17 protein-coding genes are annotated in these 21,031 nt (G+C 56.2%); 2 read left to right on the forward strand and 15 right to left on the reverse strand.

Annotated features, from left to right (window positions below):
- Positions 1-152: 152 nt before the first annotated feature.
- From murD to recN, 15 genes are all read right to left on the reverse strand, one after another.
- Positions 153-1,538, reverse strand: coding sequence for a UDP-N-acetylmuramoyl-L-alanine--D-glutamate ligase (gene murD / locus JWG43_RS02970; RefSeq protein ID WP_205241317.1), 1,386 nt, complete (start codon positions 1,536-1,538; stop codon positions 153-155).
- Positions 1,539-1,540: 2 nt separating this feature from the next.
- Complete coding sequence (mraY, locus tag JWG43_RS02975) at positions 1,541-2,620, reverse strand: phospho-N-acetylmuramoyl-pentapeptide-transferase (RefSeq protein ID WP_205241318.1); 1,080 nt, start codon at positions 2,618-2,620, stop codon at positions 1,541-1,543.
- Between the two features lie 3 nt (positions 2,621-2,623).
- Complete coding sequence (locus JWG43_RS02980; RefSeq protein WP_205241319.1) at positions 2,624-5,659, reverse strand: UDP-N-acetylmuramoyl-L-alanyl-D-glutamate--2,6-diaminopimelate ligase; 3,036 nt, start codon at positions 5,657-5,659, stop codon at positions 2,624-2,626.
- Positions 5,656-7,491 (reverse strand): hypothetical protein, encoded by a 1,836-nt coding sequence (locus tag JWG43_RS02985; protein WP_205241320.1) that lies wholly within the window; start codon positions 7,489-7,491, stop codon positions 5,656-5,658. Before JWG43_RS02985 ends, JWG43_RS02980 begins: the two co-directional genes overlap by 4 nt.
- A 7-nt stretch (positions 7,492-7,498) precedes the next feature.
- The gene (locus JWG43_RS02990) at positions 7,499-7,858 is read right to left on the reverse strand and encodes a hypothetical protein (protein ID WP_205241321.1); all 360 of its coding nucleotides are present in this window, start codon (positions 7,856-7,858) and stop codon (positions 7,499-7,501) included.
- Between the two features lie 56 nt (positions 7,859-7,914).
- Entirely contained in the window at positions 7,915-8,817 is a 903-nt protein-coding gene (gene rsmH, locus JWG43_RS02995) for a 16S rRNA (cytosine(1402)-N(4))-methyltransferase RsmH (RefSeq protein WP_205241322.1), read from the reverse strand.
- Positions 8,817-9,278, reverse strand: coding sequence for a division/cell wall cluster transcriptional repressor MraZ (gene mraZ, locus JWG43_RS03000; protein ID WP_240193335.1), 462 nt, complete (start codon positions 9,276-9,278; stop codon positions 8,817-8,819). Before mraZ ends, rsmH begins: the two co-directional genes overlap by 1 nt.
- 596 nt (positions 9,279-9,874) lie before the next feature.
- A complete protein-coding gene (gene ruvB, locus JWG43_RS03005) occupies positions 9,875-10,921 on the reverse strand; it encodes a Holliday junction branch migration DNA helicase RuvB (RefSeq protein ID WP_205241324.1) in 1,047 nt (348 codons plus the stop codon).
- A 76-nt stretch (positions 10,922-10,997) separates the two neighbouring features.
- Positions 10,998-11,678: a Holliday junction branch migration protein RuvA gene (gene ruvA / locus JWG43_RS03010; protein ID WP_205241325.1), complete on the reverse strand. Its 681-nt coding sequence runs from the start codon at positions 11,676-11,678 to the stop codon at positions 10,998-11,000.
- A 12-nt stretch (positions 11,679-11,690) separates the two neighbouring features.
- A complete protein-coding gene (ruvC, locus tag JWG43_RS03015) occupies positions 11,691-12,179 on the reverse strand; it encodes a crossover junction endodeoxyribonuclease RuvC (protein ID WP_205241326.1) in 489 nt (162 codons plus the stop codon).
- 188 nt (positions 12,180-12,367) lie between these two features.
- Positions 12,368-13,117 carry a YebC/PmpR family DNA-binding transcriptional regulator gene (locus JWG43_RS03020; protein WP_205241327.1) on the reverse strand — a complete coding sequence of 250 codons (750 nt, stop codon included), beginning with the start codon at positions 13,115-13,117 and terminating at the stop codon, positions 12,368-12,370.
- A gap of 368 nt (positions 13,118-13,485) precedes the next feature.
- Entirely contained in the window at positions 13,486-14,088 is a 603-nt protein-coding gene (locus tag JWG43_RS03025) for an SAM-dependent methyltransferase (RefSeq protein ID WP_205241328.1), read from the reverse strand.
- A gap of 227 nt (positions 14,089-14,315) precedes the next feature.
- Positions 14,316-15,857, reverse strand: coding sequence for a CCA tRNA nucleotidyltransferase (locus JWG43_RS03030; RefSeq protein WP_205241329.1), 1,542 nt, complete (start codon positions 15,855-15,857; stop codon positions 14,316-14,318).
- A 121-nt stretch (positions 15,858-15,978) separates the two neighbouring features.
- On the reverse strand, positions 15,979-17,019 hold the full coding sequence (locus JWG43_RS03035; RefSeq protein ID WP_205241330.1) for a thiamine biosynthesis protein: 1,041 nt from the start codon (positions 17,017-17,019) through the stop codon (positions 15,979-15,981).
- Positions 17,016-18,710 (reverse strand): DNA repair protein RecN, encoded by a 1,695-nt coding sequence (gene recN, locus JWG43_RS03040; protein WP_205241331.1) that lies wholly within the window; start codon positions 18,708-18,710, stop codon positions 17,016-17,018. Before recN ends, JWG43_RS03035 begins: the two co-directional genes overlap by 4 nt.
- Before the next feature lie 407 nt (positions 18,711-19,117).
- Here recN and JWG43_RS20020 point away from each other — a divergent pair, with 407 nt between their 5' ends.
- Positions 19,118-19,630 (forward strand): iron dependent repressor, metal binding and dimerization domain protein, encoded by a 513-nt coding sequence (locus JWG43_RS20020; protein WP_205241332.1) that lies wholly within the window; start codon positions 19,118-19,120, stop codon positions 19,628-19,630.
- Positions 19,631-19,743: 113 nt separating this feature from the next.
- Entirely contained in the window at positions 19,744-20,988 is a 1,245-nt protein-coding gene (gspF, locus tag JWG43_RS03050; RefSeq protein WP_240193336.1) for a type II secretion system inner membrane protein GspF, read from the forward strand.
- Positions 20,989-21,031 lie beyond the last annotated feature (43 nt).

The raw sequence follows: 21,031 nt of genomic DNA on the forward strand, positions 1-21,031 counted from the left end.
ACCAGCCTCGATGTACCTTTGGACCTCTGCCATAGTCACAGCGAAACAATCAGGGCAGTAGCCATGGGTAACAGATTCCTCTTCAGTGGCTTTTGTCAGCCGATGCCACCGGCCCCTGTCTTCAATTCTTCTGCATACACAACACATCTTGGTCATATTTCCCCCTCAACCATCTGATCCTGTTGCAGACGGTGAACGCTCTCACAAAAAGCTTGGCCACGTTCCATGTATCCCGAAAACATGTCAAAACTGGCACATCCCGGTGCCAGCAGGACGATATCGCCGTCCTCAGCCACGGTCATCGATGCACGAACGGCCTCGTCCATGGAGACAACCGATTGCGTTGGTACAATCTCACCTAAGGCGGCTGTCATCAGGGGAGCCGCTTCCCCCAGCAGCACCAGATGTTTGACCCGTTGGGCCACCACATCCCGGAGCAGCAAATAATCACCGCCTTTGTCCCGGCCGCCGGCGATCAGAATGACCGGCGCCGAACAACTGGACAAGGCTGCCCGCAGGGCACCGACATTGGTCGCCTTGGAGTCATTGATGAAGCGGACGCCTGCAATCACCGCCACCTCATTCATGCGATGCGGCGGCGGTGTAAAGGCAGCCAGTCCCCTATTGATGGCCTCCCGGCTGGACCCATGCAGGACAGCGACCAGAAGAGCAGCAGCGGCATTGAGTCGGTTGACCAGGGAGTGGAGTTTCGTCTCCCGAAGATCATAGCGTTCCCTTCTCACCTGTCCTTGATGCTGAACATGAAGTTGAATGCTCCCGCCTTCAATCCTCGCGGTACAGAGAGGACCGACACCAAAGCGGAAACTCAATACACCGGAATTGGGCACAATGCCGGCAACAACCGGATCATCATCACCGAGGACGGCGATATCTCCCGCCTGCTGTTTGCTGAACATGTGCAGTTTGGCCGCCGTGTAGGCCTCCAGGGATCCATGACGATCAAGATGATCCGGAGAAATGTTGAGGAGCACACCGGTATCAGGCCGAAACGATCCGGCCAGATCCAACTGAAAACTCGATAACTCGAGAACCACGACATCATATTGATCGGGATTGATGAAGTACTCCAATAACGGGGTACCGATGTTGCCGCCAATAAAGGGAGTTGCACCGGCAGCCTGGAGCAAGGTGCCGATGAGACTGGTCACGGTGGTCTTGCCGTTGGAACCGGTGACAGCGATAACCGGCGCCCGAAAACGACCGGCAGCCAGGGCCAGCTCTCCCACAACAGGCAACCCCTGTTCCCTGGCAGCCCTGAGCACCGGCAGATCAAGGGGCACTCCGGGACCAGGGACAAGCAGATCGGCGTCGGCACAGAAGGCCGCGGTATGCCCCCCTGTCTCCAACGGTACGTCCATCTCCTCTAAATAGGCCAAAACCTTTGCATCGATCTGCTCCCGATGGCGCAGATCCGAGACCGCAACCCGCAGGTTCCGGTGGAGAAGAAAATCGACGGTGGCAAGTCCTGCCGTGCCGAGCCCCAGGACCACTGCCCGCATGCCGCTTTGCAACTGCATATCTATCTCAGCTTCAAGGTTGCCAGGGCAACGAGCCCCAGGATGATGGACACAATCCAGAAGCGGACAACCACCTTGGTTTCCGGCCAGCCTTTTTTCTCGAAATGATGGTGAAATGGCGCCATGAGAAAAATCCTCTTGCCGCCGCTCACCTTGAAATAGCCAACCTGGATAATCACGGACAGGGCCTCCATGACAAAAATACCGCCGACAATAACCAGCAGAAATTCCTGCTTGGTGATAATGGCCACTGTTCCCAGGGTGCCGCCCAGGGCCAGCGATCCCACATCGCCCATGAAAATCTGCGCGGGGTAACAATTGAACCAGAGAAAGCCGAGACAGGCCCCGACAATGGCACCACAGAAGACCGTGACCTCACCGGCCCCCTGGACAAAAGGAATCTGCAGATAACTGGCCACCAGGGCATTCCCGGCCACATAGGAAAAAATCAGGTAGGTGGAAGCGGTCACCACGACCGGTCCCGTTGCCAGGCCATCAAGCCCATCCGTGAGATTGACGGCGTTGGAAGCCCCGACAATCACCAGGACTGCAAAGGGCAGATACCACCAGCCCAGATCCGGCTGCAGGGTCTTGAAAAAAGGAAAACTAAGGATACCATCGTAGTTCGGACTGAGCAGCAGGTATAAACCCACCAGGGATGCGCCCCCTATCTGCAGAACCAGTTTCCCGCGGGCGCTCAAACCACGCGAATTGCCCTTGCGGATTTTCCTCAGGTCATCCCAGAAACCAATGGCACCGAAAAGCAGACTGATACCGATCAACAGCCAGACCAGATCACTGCGCAGGTCAGTCCACAGCAGGGCGGAGCAGGTCATGGCAAAAAGAATCAGCACCCCGCCCATGGTCGGGACACCCTGCTTGGAGAAATGACTTTGCGGCCCGTCATCGCGAATAACCTGACCGATCTGTTTTTTCCGCAGCCAGGCAATGAACCACGGCCCGATGACAACCAGAACAAGGAAGGCGGTCACTGCGGCGCCGATGGATCGGAACGTGATATACCGGAACACATTGAGCCAGCTCAACTCCGTATACAGGGGATACAGCAGATTATAAAACATGATTCATTCTGTCCGTTGCGTGCTGTTGAGCTGCTGTGTCAGTTCCTCGATGAATCGTTCCATGCGCATACCCCGTGACCCCTTGACCAGCAGCCAGTCGCCCGGCGTTAAGCGTTCCTCGGTCAGCAATTGCAGGACCCGGGAGGCGATGGCCCGTGGCTCGGGAAACACCTGCACATCCGCCGGCTTCATCCCCCCCGCCACGGCGGCCTCAGCCACCTGGGACGCTTGGTTTCCGGTTATCGCCAGAAAGGTGTAGCCAAGTTGCGCCACCAGGGTCCCGATCCCGCGATGCAGATCTTCCGCGGCCGGCCCGAGTTCAAGCATGTCGCCCAGGACAGCCATATGGCGGCAGCCGGAGCCAAAAGCAGCCACTGTCCGCAGTCCCGCCGCCATGGACCCCGGATTGGCATTATAAACATCGTTGGCCAGCCGCAGCCCACCGGGCAAATCGATGGTCACCAGACGTCTGTCCACTGTCCTGTAGCGTTCAAGGCCCCGGGCTATGGACTCTGGAGCAATGCCGGCGGCATGGGCGATGGCGGCGGCGGCGGCACAATTGGCAACGTTATGCTCCCCGACGACCGCCACTGTGAGACGGGTTTTCCAGGCATCAATGTGGAGGGTGAAACGCATGCCCCGCTCGCCCAGGTTCTGCTGACGGGTGACACGAACAAGCGGGCGATGGCGGCGGCCGGAATCGGTGGTTGCAAAACCGATCTGATTTCCCGATGTCCGGGCGGCCAACCGGCGGACATGGGGATCATCGTAATTGACCACCCGCACTGCCTCGGGCCGCATGCCGGCGAACAGTTCCCCCTTGGCCCGTGCTACCCCTTCAATGCTGCCCAGCCCAAGGAGATGAGCAGGATGGACATTATTGATGCAACCTACATCAGGATCGGCAATGGCAACAAGACGGGCAATCTCCCCGGGGGCATTCATTCCCATTTCGACAATGGCCAGCCGGTGGCCGGCTTCGAGAGGAAGAAGCGAGAGGGGCAGCCCCACAAGATTATTAAAATTCCCCAGCGTTTTCAGCACAGGATCGACGCCGGTGGCCGCACCTGCCATGGCTTCAGCAAAAACAGCCGCGGTCATTTCCTTGACAGTGGTCTTGCCGGAGCTGCCGGTGACAGCAGCCACCTTGACCCGGTCGCCGACAAGGCGCCGCCGATACGCGGCCAGTCGACCGAGGGCCTGGAGGGTATCAGGCACCTGAACATAGAGGATCTCCGAAGACAGGTTCGCCGGTATCCTGGAGGCGATCACCGCCAGCGCTCCGGCTGCTATTGCCGCCTCAATGTAGGCATGGCCATCAAAAGTTTCTCCGTCCAGGGCGATAAAAATATCACCCGGGACAAGCGTCCGGGAATCAGTAGAGATAGTGCCGAACAGTTCCTGCTGCTTTCCGGCGACAACCTTTCCACCGGTTGCGGCCAGCAGGTGTTGTGCATTCCAGTGCAACAATCCGTTCATGGCTGTGATACGATCGTCAAAGAAATGTTTGCTCGCTCCGATGACCTGGTACTGTTCGTGGCCTTTGCCGGCAATGAGGATGGTGTCTTCATCCGTGGCCAGGCTGCAGGCCATGATAATGGCACGGCGGCGATCACTGATCACGGCATAGCCGTCCCTCAGCGGGACGGCAGTGAACAGCTCCCGCGGCGAGCAGAGCTGTCGGCCAACAGCGGCAACCCCTTGAGCAACTGCATTGATAATGGCTTCTGGATCCTCGGTTCTTGGATTATCAGAGGTCAGCAGGACCGCGTCGGCCAGTCGCCCTGCCGCCATACCCATCATCGATCGTTTGCCGGGGTCACGGTCGCCGCCGCAGCCGAAGACACAGACTAGACGTCCCGTGGCCAGCTGCCGCAGGGTCTGCAGAACATTCTCCAGAGCATCAGGAGTATGGGCGTAATCGACAAAGACCGCCGGCCCCTTGTGTCCTTCCAGACCGGGCAGGACCACCCGCTCCAGACGCCCGGGAATCCGCTCCACCTGTGCCAACCCCCCACAGATCCGGGCAACGGGAAGTTTGAGACTCAAGCCGACACCCGCGGCGGCCAGTACATTGAGAAGATTATGCCTGCCGGTCAGCGAGGAGGTAAATGGCAGGCTCTCGCCCTTGAGGTGCAGGGTACAGGTACAGCCGCGAATGTTCTGCTCGATCTCGCTGGCGCGCACTTCGCATCCATGCGTCAGGCCGCAGAAGATACGAGGTGTTCGTGCTGGCAATGACGCTGCCAACCGTTCACCCCAGGACGCTTGTTGCCCGTCGACCCCATCGACAACAAGGACTGCCACCCCATTTTTTTTAAGATAGCGCCGGAACAACTGTTCCTTGACGACAAAATATCCTTCCATGGTCCCATGGTAGTCAAGATGATCACGGCTGAGGTTGGTGAACAGGGCGACGTCGAAGCCTATGGCCCCCAATCGTTGCTGAACCAGGGCATGGGAGGAAACTTCGATGATGACATGCGTGACCTGGTTGTCGACCATGGTTCGCAGCAATCCCTGCAGAGTTTCGGGACCAGGGGTGGTCAGGGTGGCCTCGCCGAGGATATGAACATTCGTACCGTCATGATAACGGTAATTGACCGTACCGATCACGCCAGGACGGTACCCGGCAGCCAGCAGCATGCCTTCAATCAACCAACTGCAGGTGGTTTTGCCGTTGGTCCCCGTGATCGCTATCAGCTGCATCTGCTCACCGGGATGACCGTGCCAGGCCGCAACCAGACGGGCCAGGGCATCGTGACTGTCGGTTACCAGGACCAAAGGAACCCTCCCGGCCGGTTCCGGCACTTCCGTATCGGCCTCCATCACCACAGCCAGACAGCCGCGACCAATCGCCTCCGGGATAAAGGCATGGCCATCAACCTTTGCGCCGCGAATGGCGACAAAGATGCTTCCCGGGAGGACTTTTCTTGAATCGCAGGTCACGGCAATGACCGGCTGCATCATGATCGACTCCGGCGCCTGTACCGGTTTGACCGGGTCAAGCACTTTGATGAGAGAGGTCAAGCTGTTCATGGCTGCACTCCATTCGAGTCGAGAGTGAGGATACATTCATCGACACCTGCCAGCGACACCCCTGGGAGGGGATACTGGGCGATGATCCTGCCGTTGCCATGCACCCGGACCTTGATATTGTAGGGAGCGAGAATCTGCAAGCCCCTGCGAAGGCTCAGGCCTGTTACCGTGGGCATGACCGCGGCCTGTTCCTGAATTGTTTCCGGCTCCTGAAAGCTATCGAGCCGCTTGCCGATGAAAAATTGCCGCAGATTTTCCTCACTTTTCTCCGGTGGTTCCTCCAGCAGGGTATCAGTGAATTCATGTTGGGTAAACGAGGTCAACAGCTCCCTGCCCATGGCCTTGAGCGCATCGGTGCCCGGGCGATTTTGCGCCGGTGCAGGCAGGAGGTGATCCCGTTCCACGGCCATAAGCAGCAACAAGCGCGGCTGTCTTGCCGGAGCCAGGCCGACAAACAGCTCTTGCATGGAATAACGGGAGTGCATCGTTCTCTTATGCACCTGTTCATGAGCAGCGGTAAACAGCACCATATCCTCCTCTTCCACCAACCATGGAGTAAATAACTCCCGTCGAATTCTGACGCCGAGCACGGGATTGAGTACATGATGTCTTTCCGTGGCCTCACTGTGGCGGCGATAGCGGGTTCTGGTGGCATGATCATAGACTGAATCGACCACATAAGGCGTTATCCGCCACCCCCCGTTGACCAGACTCGCCAGGGTAACCCCGACCTGGACGCCGGTCACAAAAGCATCGGCTCCGGCTTGTTCCTTCATACCCGATCCGATCTCCCAGTTGCCGAAGACCGAGCCGTACAACTGGATTCGACGCGCAAAGGCATCAAGCACCGCCGGGAGAAAACCCTGATCCGGCGCCGCGACCGTCATCGGCAGCAATGCTTCATGGCCAAGGCCCTGGAGCTCAATGGCCGCCGCCCTGGCAAGAATGGAACCAATAAGCTCCTTCTCGAGAACATGGTGATATATCCGGTTGATCCTGCTGTTCTCACTGGCCTTCCAGAAATAATTGGGATTAAAGGATGGTTGATTGACCAGGGCCAGTATGCGCCCTGTGCTCGGTTCAAGCAATAGTCCCATGCCCTTACCTGTCCCCTGGGCGCCAAGGTACTCACGAAACCGGTTCTCCAGCTGTCTCTGCAGGGCAAGGTCCAGTGTCAACACCAGATCCGTGGTGCCCTCTCCCAGCACTTCCCGTCCCTGGAAATCTATGTCGGGAATATTGATCGTGCGGAACACGCCCGGGCTCAGGACCGCGTCATACCGCCCTTCAACTCCTGCCAGGCCAATGCCATCCCCCATAAAACCAAGTACGTGGGAGGCTGCCGTATGTGCTGGATAGAAGCGCACTTCGCTTGCCCTGCAGGATACTCCAGCCAGTTGCAGGGCACTGATCTGCTCCGCTTGCTGTTCATCGAGGCCATCGGCCAGTTCAAGAGGACGCTGTGAACCCATGAGCTGCGCTTCAATTGCACTGGGCTCCCGACCGACAATCGGTGCTAGAACATGGGCGGTTGCATGTATATCGTCTATTTCAGCCGGGTACACATGCAGGGAATATAACCGGTAGGAGACCGCAAGTTCGTTGAATGACCGATCATACACCGTCCCCCTTAAAACAAGTTCAGCGGGCGATTGGCCCGCTGAGTTAAAGAGAATTTTGCCGACAGCAGACTGGATGATCCTGCCGATAACCTGGAGGGAGGGGGGGCATCTATACAGAACGGCCCCAGCCGCTGTCAGCAAAATGATCAGAAAAAGAGTAAGAGCGAACCATCTTTTTTTTTTCTTTTTGAAACGCAGGGTACCAGCCATTATCAAGCTACATCCGGCGCACCTGCGTGGCATCGGGCTCAAACAGCTCAAACTTGGTCCCGGCCAGGGCCAGTATGTGCGCCTTCGACATCAACTGAGCACGAGCAGCAAGCAAATGAACCTGTTCGTCGCCCAGGGATGCATGCATGGCCTGCAGACGTTCGACTTCCATCGTGGCCGCCTGCGAACGGTGATGCATGATCTGGGTGATCAGCAATCCCAGAACCAGGGCCGCAGCCACAAGGATGCCCAGGACTTTGTACTGCTCTCTGGAGAAAGCCAGATCAAGGCGAGCCGCTTGCTTCCGTCCCGGATTGAATATCACCTGCCGCGGTCGGTATCTCCTGACCTGTACATTGGTTACCATACCCTGCTCTCCTTTTCCCGGTTGTTGCCTACCGAACCACCTGTATCGAGAAGAACTCAATCTCGCGCGGCCACTCTGAGTTTCGCACTTCTGGCCCTGGGGTTACGGGTCACTTCCGCCCTGGTTGGTTCGATCGGTCCCCTTGTCAGCACCGTATAGGCCGGATTGTCCCTGAAGGCCTGTTTCACCATCCGATCCTCGAGGGAGTGAAAGGTGATGACGCAGATTCTGGCTCCTGGAGCCAATACCTTTGGGGCATCGGTCAATACCTGCATCAGGTTGTCCAGTTCACCGTTCACGGCAATCCGTAACGCCTGAAAGGTTCTGGTAGCGACATGTAATCTGGGTGGGTGATATTTTGCCGGAACCGCCGCGGCCACCACAGCCGCCAATCTACCGGTCGTCACCACCGGCTCCTCTTCCCTGGCTTTGACAAGAAAACGGGCGATCCTTCTTGCCTGGCGCTCCTCACCGTAATAATAGAGAATATCGGCGAGCTGCTCTTCGGAGAGGCGGGCGACCAGATCAGCCGCGGAAACAGGAGTACGCTGATCCATTCGCATATCAAGAGCATTGTCCGTCCTGAAGCTGAATCCCCGTTCTTCCTGGTCAAGCTGCAGCGAAGAAACCCCAAGATCCACCAGCAGCCCATCGATGCGGACAACTCCAAGCTTGGCGAGCTCGGACAGAAGCGATGCATACGACGTCGGGATGATGCGCAACCTGTCACCGTATCGAGACAGACTGATTTTTGCTTTGGCCGCTGCCTCTTCATCCCATTCAAACCCGAGGACCTGTCCATCGGGCGCCGATTCCTCAAGCAAAGCCCGGGTATGACCACCCAGACCAAGCGTCCCGTCCACATACACACCTTTGCTGACCGGCCGCAGCCAATCAACGACCTCTGCAAGTAATACCGGGATATGGAGAGCATTGCCCTCTTCCGGGGTCTGCTTCACTAAAATATTCCCAGTGCGGAAAGGCCGTTATTAAATTCCTCAAATGTTTCTCTGGTGTGGCGGGCTTCCTCATCCCAGGCAGCTTTATCCCAGATCTCGAAGTGCTCGAGCATGCCAACCAGCACAACATCCTTATCTATACCCAGATCAGCTCTAAGTGTGGGCGGCAACAGGATACGTCCCTGTTTGTCCAGTGGACATTCAGTAACGCCGGCAATCACATAACGGACAAACTTGCCCATATTTGCCTGCGTTTTCCCCTCGTTCAGCAACTTTTCTTCCAAAGCTTCCCATTCGGGTACCGGGTAAGCACGCAGGCAATTTTTCCAATTGGTCACAATGAGATTTTCAGAGTACCGTTCCCGAAGGACATCACGAAACCGGGCAGGGATATTCAGGCGGCCCTTTGGATCAAGAGTATGTTCCGAGCGACTTCGAAACCGTTGCACCGTATTCCTCATCCCAGACCCGGGCCGCGCCTGGCGTTAACTCCACTATAATCCCCTCTGAACCACTTTGCACCACTCTGCGCCCTTCTTTTGTAAACGAACCCGACTCCGGAGTCAAGAAAAAAGACAGGGAGGAACGTGACTTGAGCTCTCTTTGAACCAAGGAAGATTACTTCGATATTTCAAGAAGATAAAAAATGAAGAAAATGAGATCAACCGACTGTATCGGCAGGAAGGGCACGATGAGCGGAGGGAAAAATCATATTGTCAAAGGATATGAAAAGGGCTGGAGCCTGATTCCGTGAGCGTTCGTCCGTGCGTCAGCTTCGTTGTTCGTGGCCGTTCGATTAAAGTCTACTTTACGGACGGTTACGGGCAATGAAGATGGCGTGCGGACGGATGCCCCGAAGGGCGGCTGGTGAAAGGTATTGTCAAGTGTTACGCTGCATTTATAAAATGATTACAGAAAGACACAACCGAAACAAGAGTCCAGCCGTCACGGATTCAGGTGGAGGTAAGCATCGAACAAAAGCAAGCAACAGGTCTGGTAAAGAACTTTGAGAAGCGGTGAAAGTGCAGTGCCCGAAGCAGATTTCCCGGGGGAAGGGTTACTCAAATAAACCGGGCTGTTGCGGACCAGGTCGCAGGGGTATGCGGAAGTGTTCATACGCAGCCTGCGTGGCAATCCGTCCCCGTGGCGTGCGCATCAGAAATCCCGATTGGATGAGAAACGGCTCATAGACATCCTCCAAGGTGGTTTTTTCCTCGCACACCGCGGTGGACAGAGTATCGAGCCCAACGGGACCTCCTTGAAATTTCTCGATTAAAGTCAGCATGATACGCCTGTCCATCTCATCGAGTCCAATGTGATCGACATTGAGCATGGTCAGGGCGGCGTCGGCCACCGTGCGAGAGATGAAGGTATGACCGCCCACTTCGGAAAAATCGCGTACCCGTCGCAGCAGTCGATTGGCAATGCGGGGAGTCCCGCGAGAACGCCGTCCCAGCTCCAGGGCGCCTTCCGCGTCGATACCGATATTGAGCAACCTGGCTGATCGCTGAATAATGATGACCAGTTCTTCGGGGCTGTAATACTCAAGCCGCAAAACCACTCCAAAACGATCACGCAGGGGCGGGGTCAGCAAACCACTTCTGGTGGTGGCCCCCACCAGGGTAAAGGGAGGCAGATCCATCTTCACCGACCGGGCTCCAGGCCCCTGGCCAATGATGAGGTCGAGCTGAAAATCCTCCATGGCCGGGTAGAGGATTTCCTCGACCACATGGTTCAAGCGGTGAATTTCATCGATAAAGAGTACATCGCCCGCCCGCAGGCCCGTGAGCAGGGCGGCCAGGTCACCGGGACGCTCAATCACCGGCCCGGACGTCACCTTGATACCGGCCCCCATTTCATTGGCAATGATATAGGCCAATGTTGTTTTGCCCAGGCCGGGGAAGCCGTGAAAGAGGACATGGTCAAGGGGTTCGCCCCGCTGAAGAGCGGCCTGGATAAAAATACGCAGCCCCTGCTTGACCTGTTCCTGACCGATGTATTCATCCAGTCTCCGGGGACGGATATCGACCCCTGGCTGCAGGTCGTCCAGCCGCTCACTGCCGGTTACCAGCCGCTTTCCAGTCAATTCTTCCTCGAATTTCATTGCCGCGGATTACCTCCGCTTCCCTTTGTATGCCATGGCCTCATAAACATCATATATCCTGAATACTTTTCTTTTTTCAGTGCCTGGCCAACCGCTGCAATGCCTGACGGATCAACTCCTCCACTCCGGGCACATCAGGTTCATCCTGGCCCTGTCTCCGGACGGTATGGAGCGCTTCCCAGGCGGTGGCGGAGGCATACCCGAGATTAACCAGGGCCGATGCTGCGTCGGTCATGGCCTGGTATCCCTCATCCCCTGCCGATGGCAGGGGTCTGCCGACCTTTTCGATCTCGCCACCAAAAACTCCGACCTTTTCCCCCAACTCCATGCAGAGCCGCTGAGCTGTTTTTTTGCCAATCCCAGGCAGGGCGGTCAACCGGGCATGGTCCCTGGCTTGTAGGGCCTGGCACAGCTCCCGGACCCCTATCCCGGAAAGGATCATGATGGCAAGCCTGGGGCCAACCCCGGAAACCGTGATGAGCAGCAAAAAGAGTTCTTTTTCCTCTCTTGTACTGAAACCGAACAGGGTGATGGCATCCTCGCGAACCACGGTCTGCACATACAAAAACGCCGTGCCGCCGGCGTCCGGAAGATTCTCGTAACTCCTGGCAGATACAAAAACTTCGTATCCAACCCCATGGACATCGAGGACAACCAGGGTTGATGTCTTGACTAAAATCTGACCTTTGAGGGTAGCAATCATCGCTGCAACAGGAATGGAAACAGGTTCAAGGCGGCCCGACGCGGGCGTGACCACGAGATACCAACATCACAACCGATGCCGATGATGCATGGCGATATGATGCGCGTGGCAGATGGCCACGGCCAGTGCGTCGGCAGCATCGCTGGAAGGAACCGCATCCAGCTCCAGCAGAGCGCGGACCATGTGCTGCACCTGACTCTTCTCCGCCTGTCCGTATCCGGCCACCGCCTGCTTGACCTTTCGAGGCGTGTAATCAAAAACTTCCAGGCCGTTATGCAAGGCTGCGACAACGGCTGCACCGCGAGCGTGGCCAAGTTTAAGGGCTGCCCGGGGGTTTCGGTCAAGAAAGACCTCTTCCACCGCGGCGGCGTGCGGCCCATGCGTGCTGATGACTTCTCCCAGATCGCGGAAGATTGTCAACAGTCGCCCAGAGAAATCCGGGGAGGTGGCCATGCGAATAGTGCCGCAGGCAACAAAACCATGATCCTGGCCGTTGGTGACAATAACACCGTATCCGGTCACCCGCGATCCTGGATCTATGCCAAGTATACGCATTCGGCCCCCCCGTTGCCCCATGCCCTTGTTTGGGTTGTATTGAGCTGTAATCAGACTCCTGGATCCATGAGCGTTCGTCCCTGCGTCAGTTGTATTGTCCGTGACCGTTCGATTAAAACAGACTTTATCGGATGGGTACGGGCAATGAAGATGGCGTGCGGACGGACGCCCACAAATCCAGGCCAGGTTCAGGAGAGGGTCTCCATAAGGTTATCGTCGATGTCGAAATTGGCGTGCACTTTCTGGACATCGTCATGGTCCTCGAGGTTTTCCAGCAAACGCAGCAGGGAACGAGCCGCTTTTTCTTCGGTTACCTCAACAGAATTTTTCGGGATCATCGAAAGGCCGGCATCATAAAACGGAACCTGGCTTTGCTCCAGTCCCTCGACAACCTCATTGAAACTCTCCGGGGCCGTAATGATCCGGAAGGTATCATCTTCCTCAACCACATCCTCCGCTCCCGCTTCCAGGGCCAGATCCATCAGCTCCTCTTCATTGGCCTTATTTTTGTCCACCGACAAAGTTCCCTTGTGGTCGAACATCCAGGCCACACAACCCGATTCCCCCAGGTTACCGCCGCTCTTGGTAAAAAAATGTCGAATATCGGCGACCGTTCTGTTTTTGTTATCGGTCATGGTCTCAACCAGAACCGCAACCCCCCCGGGTCCGTACCCTTCATAGAGGATCTCCTCGTACGCCGCACCGTCAAGATCACCGGTCCCCTTTTTGATGGCCCGATCGATATTTTCCTTGGGCATGTTTTCACCCTTGGCCGCGGTGATAGCACTGCGCAGGCGGGGATTGCCTTCCGGGTCGCCACCGCCCATCCTGGCTGCTATAGTGATCTCCTTGATCAATTTCGTGAAAATCTTGCCGCGCTTGGCGTCATTGGCCCCTTTTTTTCGTTTGATTGTACTCCATTTTGAATGTCCCGACACAGCCCGACTCCTTTTTTAGAAAATATCGCCCAATTCGTTAGTGCCCACCCAGAAACGCATTATTTCCCTGACTCTTTGTCACCATCCTGAATCCGTGAGCATTCGTCCGTGCGTCAGCTTCGTTGTTCGTGACCGTTCGATTAATGGACACTTTATCGGACGGTTACGGGCAATGAAGATGGCGTGCGGACGGATGTCCCGAAAGGTGGCTGGTGAAAGGCATTTTCAACGGTGTAGCTTAAATTATAATATGATTACAGTGAAATATATCAAAATCAAGCGTCCAGCCGTCACGGATTCAGGACCCTGTCAAATGTACTTTTCGGAACATTATCGTTTCCCTGCTCCTGATGAACGGACAGGACCATTCACCTCTGCGGATGAAAACCCCGGCCCAACAGAAAGACCTCCCGGCTTTCCTGCCGCGAGCTTCTGGGTTTCACCACCTTGACGGAAGTAAACAAGGCTCTGCATTTTTTCAAAAATTGAGGAAAATCCTCACCTTGGAAAACCTTACAATACACTGTGCCGTTTTTGTGCAGAAACAATCGTGCCATTTGCAGAACACGTTCCGCCAGACGCAGTGAATGTTGGTGGTCGGCATATTGACTACCCGTGGTGCGAGGGGCCATATCACTGAGGACCACATGAAACCCGGGCCAGTTTTGTTTCAGATACACGACAAGATCTTCAGAGTAGACATCATAACAGAGCCAATGTATTTCAGCATGGGGTTTTTGCACCGCCAGATCGGTGTGTTGCAGGTCAACACCGACCACTACCCCTTTCTCACCGATCACCTCGGCGGCGTACAAACTCCAGCTGCCGGGATGACACCCAAGATCAAGCACCCTCTGACCGAATTTCAAAAAGCGGTGCTTCAGCTGGGCCTCCTCCAGTTTAAAAACAGATCGGGCCGGATACTTCTCTTTCTTCGCCTTATGGAAATAATAGTCCTGCTCTTTACGCATCCCCTTCTCTCCCTCCTGAATCCGTGAGCGTTCGTCCGTGCGTCAGCTTCGTTGCCCGTGGCCGTTCGATTAATGGACACTTTATCGGACGGTTACGGGCAATGAAGTTGGCGTGCGGACGGATGCCCCGAAGGGCGGCTGGTGAATTTTTTTGCCAAGGATTTTGTTACAATTAAAAAATGATTACAACAAGATATATCGAATACAAGCGTCCAGTCGTCACGGATTCAGATCCCTTTCCCCACCGGCTGGCCGGCTCCTGCCGCATACTTTGCCGCCAAGCGCAATGCGTCGTTATAATCGCGAACAGTCCCTTCCATTCTTCCCTCCTCAACCGCAATGAGAATCTTTTTGAACAGAGGTCCGGGGCAAAGGTGCAGGACGTTGATCAGATCTTTACCGGTGAGCAGAGGCGGATTGGAACGAACCGGCTCCACATGGGTCAAGCGGACCTGTTCCAGGTGCCGATACAATTCGATCAGTTCCGTCTCCATTCCCTTGACCCGCTCTACCCCCTGGCCGGCAAGGGCATCCGCCATGGCGAGCAGAAAAAGGCCGGGCAGTTCGACTCCGCATTTCTTAATCATCCTGATCGCAGCACGTAAGGTCAGCGGATGGGTTCGAGCCACGTTGGCCAGATGGAAGGGCCGCATATGCCAGGAAATCAGGCTGGCCACATGCTCTGTGTCATCCCTGCTCCAGCGCAGGCGGTGGGCAATGGACCGGAAGAGTTGAGCACCGACGCGGTCATGGTTATGAAAGGTAATGCGGCTGCCGCGAAGCGTATCAACGGCACGGGTCTCCGGTTTGCCGAGATCGTGGAGCAGGGCAGCCCATTTCAGACGCAGTCGGTTCCTGTCGATGTCCAGATAGGCGAAGATTGCTGGCGAACAACCGGGGAAAAAAGAGACAGGATCGACAAGAATCCGCTCCACCTGCCGGAGAGCCTCCAGGCTGTGGGCAAAAACATCGAGATGATGACTCTTGGGTTGCTCCATGCCGGTTCCAGCGGTCAACTCTGGAAAGATTTCCTCCAGCACTCCGGTTGAAGCCATACCCGTCCAAAAGGAATGGCTGCCAGGGGACACCATGAGCAGGTGCAACTCGTGGGTCACCCGCTCCGGCGCCACGGTCCGCAGCAGTCGACGTTGCCGATGAACCAGGGTCAGGGTGTGGTCATCAATGGTAAACCCAAGCGTGGCGGCAAAACGAAAGACCCGCAATAGACGGAGCGGATCGACGGTAAACGTGTCCGCAGCCACGGCACGTATTCGCTGGTCGGCCAGATCCGTCAAACCACCGGTGGGATCCAGGACAGGGACCGCCTGCTTATTTCCAGCCTGTTCAGCCAGAGAACCAAGCAGGGGATCGATGCGCACGGCCAGGGCATTGACAGTCAGATCACGCCGGGTCAGTTCTTCTTCAATGGTGCGCGTTCCTTGCCGGAAAGAAGAGATATCAATGATCCATTCCCCGCGGACCACCCGGGCCGCTTCCTCCTCCCGGCCAAGGATGATGCAGGTTCCGCCAATGGACGCGGCAAGCTCTTTTGCCCACCACCTCGCTGCAACGGGCACGGTGATGTCGATGTCCACCGGCCTGCCCCCGAGGAGCAGATCACGGACCGCCCCACCAGTGAGATAGACAGCCTGGCCCTGCCTCCGGGCACAATCGGCCAGCGCAGACCACAGCCAGGGCGGCAGGCTCTGTTCCAGCCGGCACCAGTCAAGGGAGATGGGCACACCATGTCGCACCTTTAGATCTGCCATGGGGTCATTTCCCTGAATCCGTGACGGCTGGACTCTTGTTTTGGGTATATCCTGCTGTAATCATTTTATAATTGCAGAGGAATATTTGACAATATCTTCCATTAGCCGCCCTTTGGGGCGTTCACGGATTCAGGATTTCGTCATCAGTAAGCGGGGCAAAACGACGGGTGAGGGTTTTGCTGCCCTTATCGATGGTCACTTCGGCTTCGGGTAGTTTTCCCTCGATCTTTTTCCCGTACCGGATGATGATTCCGGCCAAGAGGGGCAGAATTTCCTCTTCCCGAGCTGCATCGGCCAGCAGCTTTTCACCCTGCCGCACCAGTCCCAGTGGCCCTGGTCGTCGCGTCATGCGCAGCAGCCAGTCCTCCGGCTGCCGCATCGCTTCCAGCTGGTTGTTTTCCCGTTCGTCACGACCGATAACAAACCAGATGTCCTCTTGGAGGCGAAACTGGCGCCCCGTGACCAGCAATCGGATATCCTCCACTGCCTGCGCTTCGTTGCTCTCACTGTCCCTGTCCTTTATATACTTCCTGATCCGGGGCGCCAGGTTAGGATCGGTGAGCATGCAGCCGCCCGCCGGGGCAGGATACCCGGTGATCCCTAATTTCGCGGCCAACTCGTGTTGCTCCCGCCGGCCTCTTCCGGAAAAGGTATACAGCCGATCTCGGTCAACCAGGCCATTCTGCTCCGCCAGAGTAGGCGGTAGCAGACCGGCACTCAGGGGCCGGAGCAGCAGACCTGTGCAACCGGAATCACGTTCGATCACCTGCAGAGTATCCCGCCGCTGTGACATCGGCCGCTGCCCCAGGACTTCTCCTGTTATCAGGAAGGATGCCCCGTACGACTCAAGGAGTTCACGGGCCCGAACCAGCATAAGTATCTTGCAGTCAATGCAGGGGTTGAAGTGCTTGCCAAAACCATGCGCAGGTTGGGCGAGCATGCGCAAATAGGGTTCGCTCAGGTCGATAACCTCAACCTCGATGCTATATTGTTGCTGCATGGCCCGCGTATACTCCTGCCGACGGTCAAGCAGCTCATAATCGAAAAAGGGGGTGACGAATTTGAGACCAATGACCCGAATTCCCTGGTCGGCAATCACCCGGCAGGCCAGGATGGAATCCAGCCCGCCGGAGAACAGGGCCAGTGCCGTACATGGCTTCACGACCGGCCTCCTCTGGCCTTACGTGTCATCAACTCTTGAGCATACTTCAGCGTTTGTGCTGTTGGCGTCGCTCCACCCAGCATCCGGGCCAACTCTTCCACTCGCTGCCGTGACTCCAGGGCATGGATCATCGTCTGGGTGAGACCATGTTCGACCCTTTTTTCGACCTTGAAATGCAGATCGGCGCAGGCGGCTATCTGAGGTAAATGGGTAATGCACAGCACCTGATGATGGCCGGCCAGTTCACTGATTTTTTCCGCCACAGCCTCCGCGGCCTGGCCACCGATTCCGGCATCGACCTCGTCAAAAATCACCGTGTCCACCTGATCCTTCCGTGCCAGCAGACATTTCATCGCCAGCATCAACCGCGACAGCTCGCCACCGGAAACAATCCTGGCCAGTGGTTGTGGCGGGATACCAGGGTTGGCGGAAAAGAAAAACTCGACAATGTCCCGCCCGGTACTCTGCATCCCTTCCATACCCAGTTCCTCTGGCTCCGAGACCCGAACCTGAAAAACCGCCTGGGAAAAACTGAGCGACACCAGCTCTCTTTCCATGGCCGCCGCCATTCTGGTTGCGGTCTCCCGACGCGCCTGGGTCAGTTCCGCCGCTCTGAGCACGGCCTCGGTGGAAATCTCCTCTGCCTTGCGTTCCACCCGACCAATTTCTTCCTCAAGACTATCCAGGCGGGCGAGATCCGTTTCCGCTGCTCTGGCGAAAGCAAGCACATCTTCCAGAGTAGCGCCGTATTTTCTTCGCAGCTGTTTCAGTTCAGCCAGGCGACCTGAAATGATCTCAAGACGGGCAGGATCCACTGGGACGGCGTCGAGGTATCTGCGGAGCAGCGAATCCAGATCCTCCAATTCAAACCCGACGGAACCAATTCTCTCCGCCAGTGGCAACAGTTCCGCATCATGAACTGCAGCCTGCTCCATATTTTTCCTGATTTCCACCAGAGATCCTGTCACTGCCTCGGCAAGCATCCGCCTGGAAGCACCCACCAGCCGAATGAGGGTATCCGAAGCTTTCAATCGATCACGCTCCTGAGACAACTGCTCCTCTTCCCCCACGGTGATATTGGCCCTGTTGATTTCATCAAGCTGAAAGCGAAGATAGTCCCGCTGCTGTTCCTTGTCCTGTTCCTTCTCACGCAAATCCCGCAATTGCGAGGAGGTCTGCTGCCAGCGGCGGAACAAGCGGGTAAACCGCTGCCGAAGCTCATGCAGCTCGCCATAATCATCAAGATAGTCGAGGTGATGCCGGGGGCTCAGTAACTGCTGATGATCGTGCTGGCTGGCAACATTGATCAGCCCGGCCGTCACTGCACCGGCCAGACGGGTGGTCACCGACTGATCGTTGATAAACAACCGCGATCGCCCTTCCCGGCTGAGGATGCGACGGACAAGGCAATGCGAGCCGTTGATCAGGGCGTGATCATTGAGCAGGGCCTGCATCTCCGCGTGATCCGGACGAACCGAAAAAAGTGCCTCAATACCGGCCTGCCCGCAATCTCCGCGGATCCATGCGGCTGTTCCCCTGCCGCCGGTGAGCAGGTTGATTGATTGGAGGATGATGGATTTTCCCGCGCCGGTCTCTCCGGTGAAGACGATCAACCCGGTTTTCATGTCGGCTAGATCGAGATGCAGGCTGTCGATCAGCGCGAGGTTGTGTACACGAAGTTCCTGCAGCATAGCTCTCCTGGCTGGAAAGGATGGGGGAAAAGATCCTCAATCCGTAACGACTGGACGCTTGTTTTGAATATATCTTGCTGTAAGCAGATTATAATTGCAGTGGAATCCTTGAGAATACCCTTCACCAGCCGCCTTTCGAGACGTTCGCTCAAGGATTCAGGAAGATGCGACATTCTCCTTGACGCCCAAGGTTTCAAGTTGTATCATATTGAAGATACATGCAAAAATTAAACATATGCACCAATGCTCCACCCGGTCATCTGCAGGCATCACCGCAGACAAGGCAGAACCGTCCCGACCATTGGCACCTCATCCGGACCACCCCATGCCTGGCGCAACCCGTAAGAGGCAGGGGAGGGACCTATTAAGGAAATAAAGAGGACATATCAGCATCCTGGAGAAACGACGTGACCGAATCACCTCAGCTCAGTGCCAGTCTTGAAGATTACATCGAGGCAATTTACCATATTATTACCGTGAAACAGGTGGCCAGAGGCAAAGATATCTCGGCCCGCCTCAACGTCAGTGGCGCCTCGGTGACAGAGGCGCTGCGTGCCCTGTCCAAACGAGGGCTGATCAATTATGCGCCCTATGAAGTCATCACCATGACCGATGTAGGGCGTGAGGTTGCGGAAGATGTGATTCGCCGCCATAATGCACTCAAAAAATTTTTCACCGATGTCCTCGCCATTGATGATGCTGTTGCCGAAGATGGCGCCTGCAAAATAGAGCATACAGCCCCCCCGGAAATCATCGACCGGATGGTTCATTTCATCAAATTTCTGGAAATCTGTCCCCGTGGCGGCAAGGACCTGATCAGTGGGTTTGCGAACTACTGCACCCGGGGCACAACCCGCTCCAACTGTGCCTCCTGTATTTCTCAATGCCTGGACGAACAAGAGAAAAAAAACAGCGCCTGACTGCAGGCCGAGTGGACAAAGGACGGACCTCCGCCCGGATCGGCCGCTTATCTTAGCACACCATATGGCCACCGCAATGGATACGACATTTTTTTTTCCTCAACCGCCCATCCATGGCCTTCCCTTTTTCCATGCCGGTCTATGAATTCACAGCCTTGAACAAGGCAGGAAAGAAACTCAAAGGGATCATCGACGCTGATTCGCTGAGCGCGGCACGACAGAAAATCCGCGGCCAGGGCAACTACCCGGTGACGATCAGCGAAACTTCGGCCAGAGCGGCCCGCGCCGCCAAGACCCCGTTTTTCTCGATGCAACTGGGCAAACGGGTCAAACCCCAGGATATCCATGTCGCCACCCGACAACTGGCGACCCTGCTCGGTGCCGGTATTCCACTGGTGCCGGCACTCAATGGCTTGATCGAACAGACCACCAACCGCTCTTTCAAAACCATCCTCGCTCAGATCAAGGATACCGTCAACGAAGGGAATTCTCTCACCGCGGCCCTGTCGGATCATCCCGACCTTTTTTCCAGAATCTATGTCAATATGGTCCGGGCCGGAGAGGCCTCCGGCTCCCTGGACGTGGTCCTTGAACGACTGGCCGAGTTCGGCGAAAATGAACACGCCCTGTTCGCTCGCATCAGGGCAGCCATGCTCTATCCCCTGTTCATGGCTGTGATCTCCCTTGCCGTCCTCTTCCTGCTCATTACTTTCATCGTCCCCAGCATCACCTCGGTCTTTGCCGGCAGCCAGCAGATTCTTCCGCTGCCGACCCGCATGTTGATCACAGCCAGTTCTTTTTTCAAACAATTCTGGTGGGCACTGCTCCTCATCCTGGGGGCCGCGGCAATAGCAACCCGCTGGCATATCGGCACCGCCACCGGTAAAAGGCGCTGGGATCAGATCAAACTGACGCTTCCGGGTTTCAGGGACCTCACCATCAAAACCGCCTCCGCCCGTTTCGGTCGTACCCTGGCCAGCCTGCTCCAGTCCGGGGTTCCCCTGATCACCGCACTGCACATCGTTAAAAATATCGTCGACAATGTTGTCCTTGCTGAACTTATTGAAGAAGCCTGCGGCGAATTGGAAAAAGGTAAGAGTCTGTCCAATTTTCTTCAAGGAAACTTATGGTTTCCGCCCATGTTGGTGCAAATGATCGCCGTGGGAGAGCAGAGTGGTTCCCTGGACAAAATGCTGGCCAAGGCCGCTGACAGCTATGAGAAGGAAGTGGAGTCAAAAATTCTGGCCATGACCTCCATGATCGAACCGGTCATGATTCTCTCCATGGGCCTGGTGGTCAGCTTCATCGTCATTTCCATTCTGCTGCCCATTTTCGAGATGAACCAGCTGATCAGGTAGTAAACGATCACAGGCACCCCATCTTTGCACAGACGCGGCTGCA

This window comes from Desulfobulbus alkaliphilus (assembly GCF_016918545.1).
Classification (GTDB): domain Bacteria; phylum Desulfobacterota; class Desulfobulbia; order Desulfobulbales; family Desulfobulbaceae; genus Desulfobulbus; species Desulfobulbus alkaliphilus.

Excerpts from the sequence above, each read along its gene's own strand:
- murD (WP_205241317.1), bottom strand. The coding sequence starts at position 1,538 with ATGCAGTTGCAAAGCGGCATGCGGGCAGTGGTCCTGGGGCTCGGCACG.
- mraY (WP_205241318.1), bottom strand. The coding sequence starts at position 2,620 with ATGTTTTATAATCTGCTGTATCCCCTGTATACGGAGTTGAGCTGGCTC.
- JWG43_RS02980 (WP_205241319.1), bottom strand. The coding sequence starts at position 5,659 with ATGAACAGCTTGACCTCTCTCATCAAAGTGCTTGACCCGGTCAAACCG.
- JWG43_RS02985 (WP_205241320.1), bottom strand. The coding sequence starts at position 7,491 with ATGGCTGGTACCCTGCGTTTCAAAAAGAAAAAAAAAAGATGGTTCGCT.
- JWG43_RS02990 (WP_205241321.1), bottom strand. The coding sequence starts at position 7,858 with ATGGTAACCAATGTACAGGTCAGGAGATACCGACCGCGGCAGGTGATA.
- mraZ (WP_240193335.1), bottom strand. The coding sequence starts at position 9,278 with ATGAGGAATACGGTGCAACGGTTTCGAAGTCGCTCGGAACATACTCTT.
- ruvB (WP_205241324.1), bottom strand. The coding sequence starts at position 10,921 with ATGAAATTCGAGGAAGAATTGACTGGAAAGCGGCTGGTAACCGGCAGT.
- ruvC (WP_205241326.1), bottom strand. The coding sequence starts at position 12,179 with ATGCGTATACTTGGCATAGATCCAGGATCGCGGGTGACCGGATACGGT.
- JWG43_RS03025 (WP_205241328.1), bottom strand. The coding sequence starts at position 14,088 with ATGCGTAAAGAGCAGGACTATTATTTCCATAAGGCGAAGAAAGAGAAG.
- JWG43_RS03030 (WP_205241329.1), bottom strand. The coding sequence starts at position 15,857 with ATGGCAGATCTAAAGGTGCGACATGGTGTGCCCATCTCCCTTGACTGG.
- recN (WP_205241331.1), bottom strand. The coding sequence starts at position 18,710 with ATGCTGCAGGAACTTCGTGTACACAACCTCGCGCTGATCGACAGCCTG.
- gspF (WP_240193336.1), top strand. The coding sequence starts at position 19,744 with ATGGCCTTCCCTTTTTCCATGCCGGTCTATGAATTCACAGCCTTGAAC.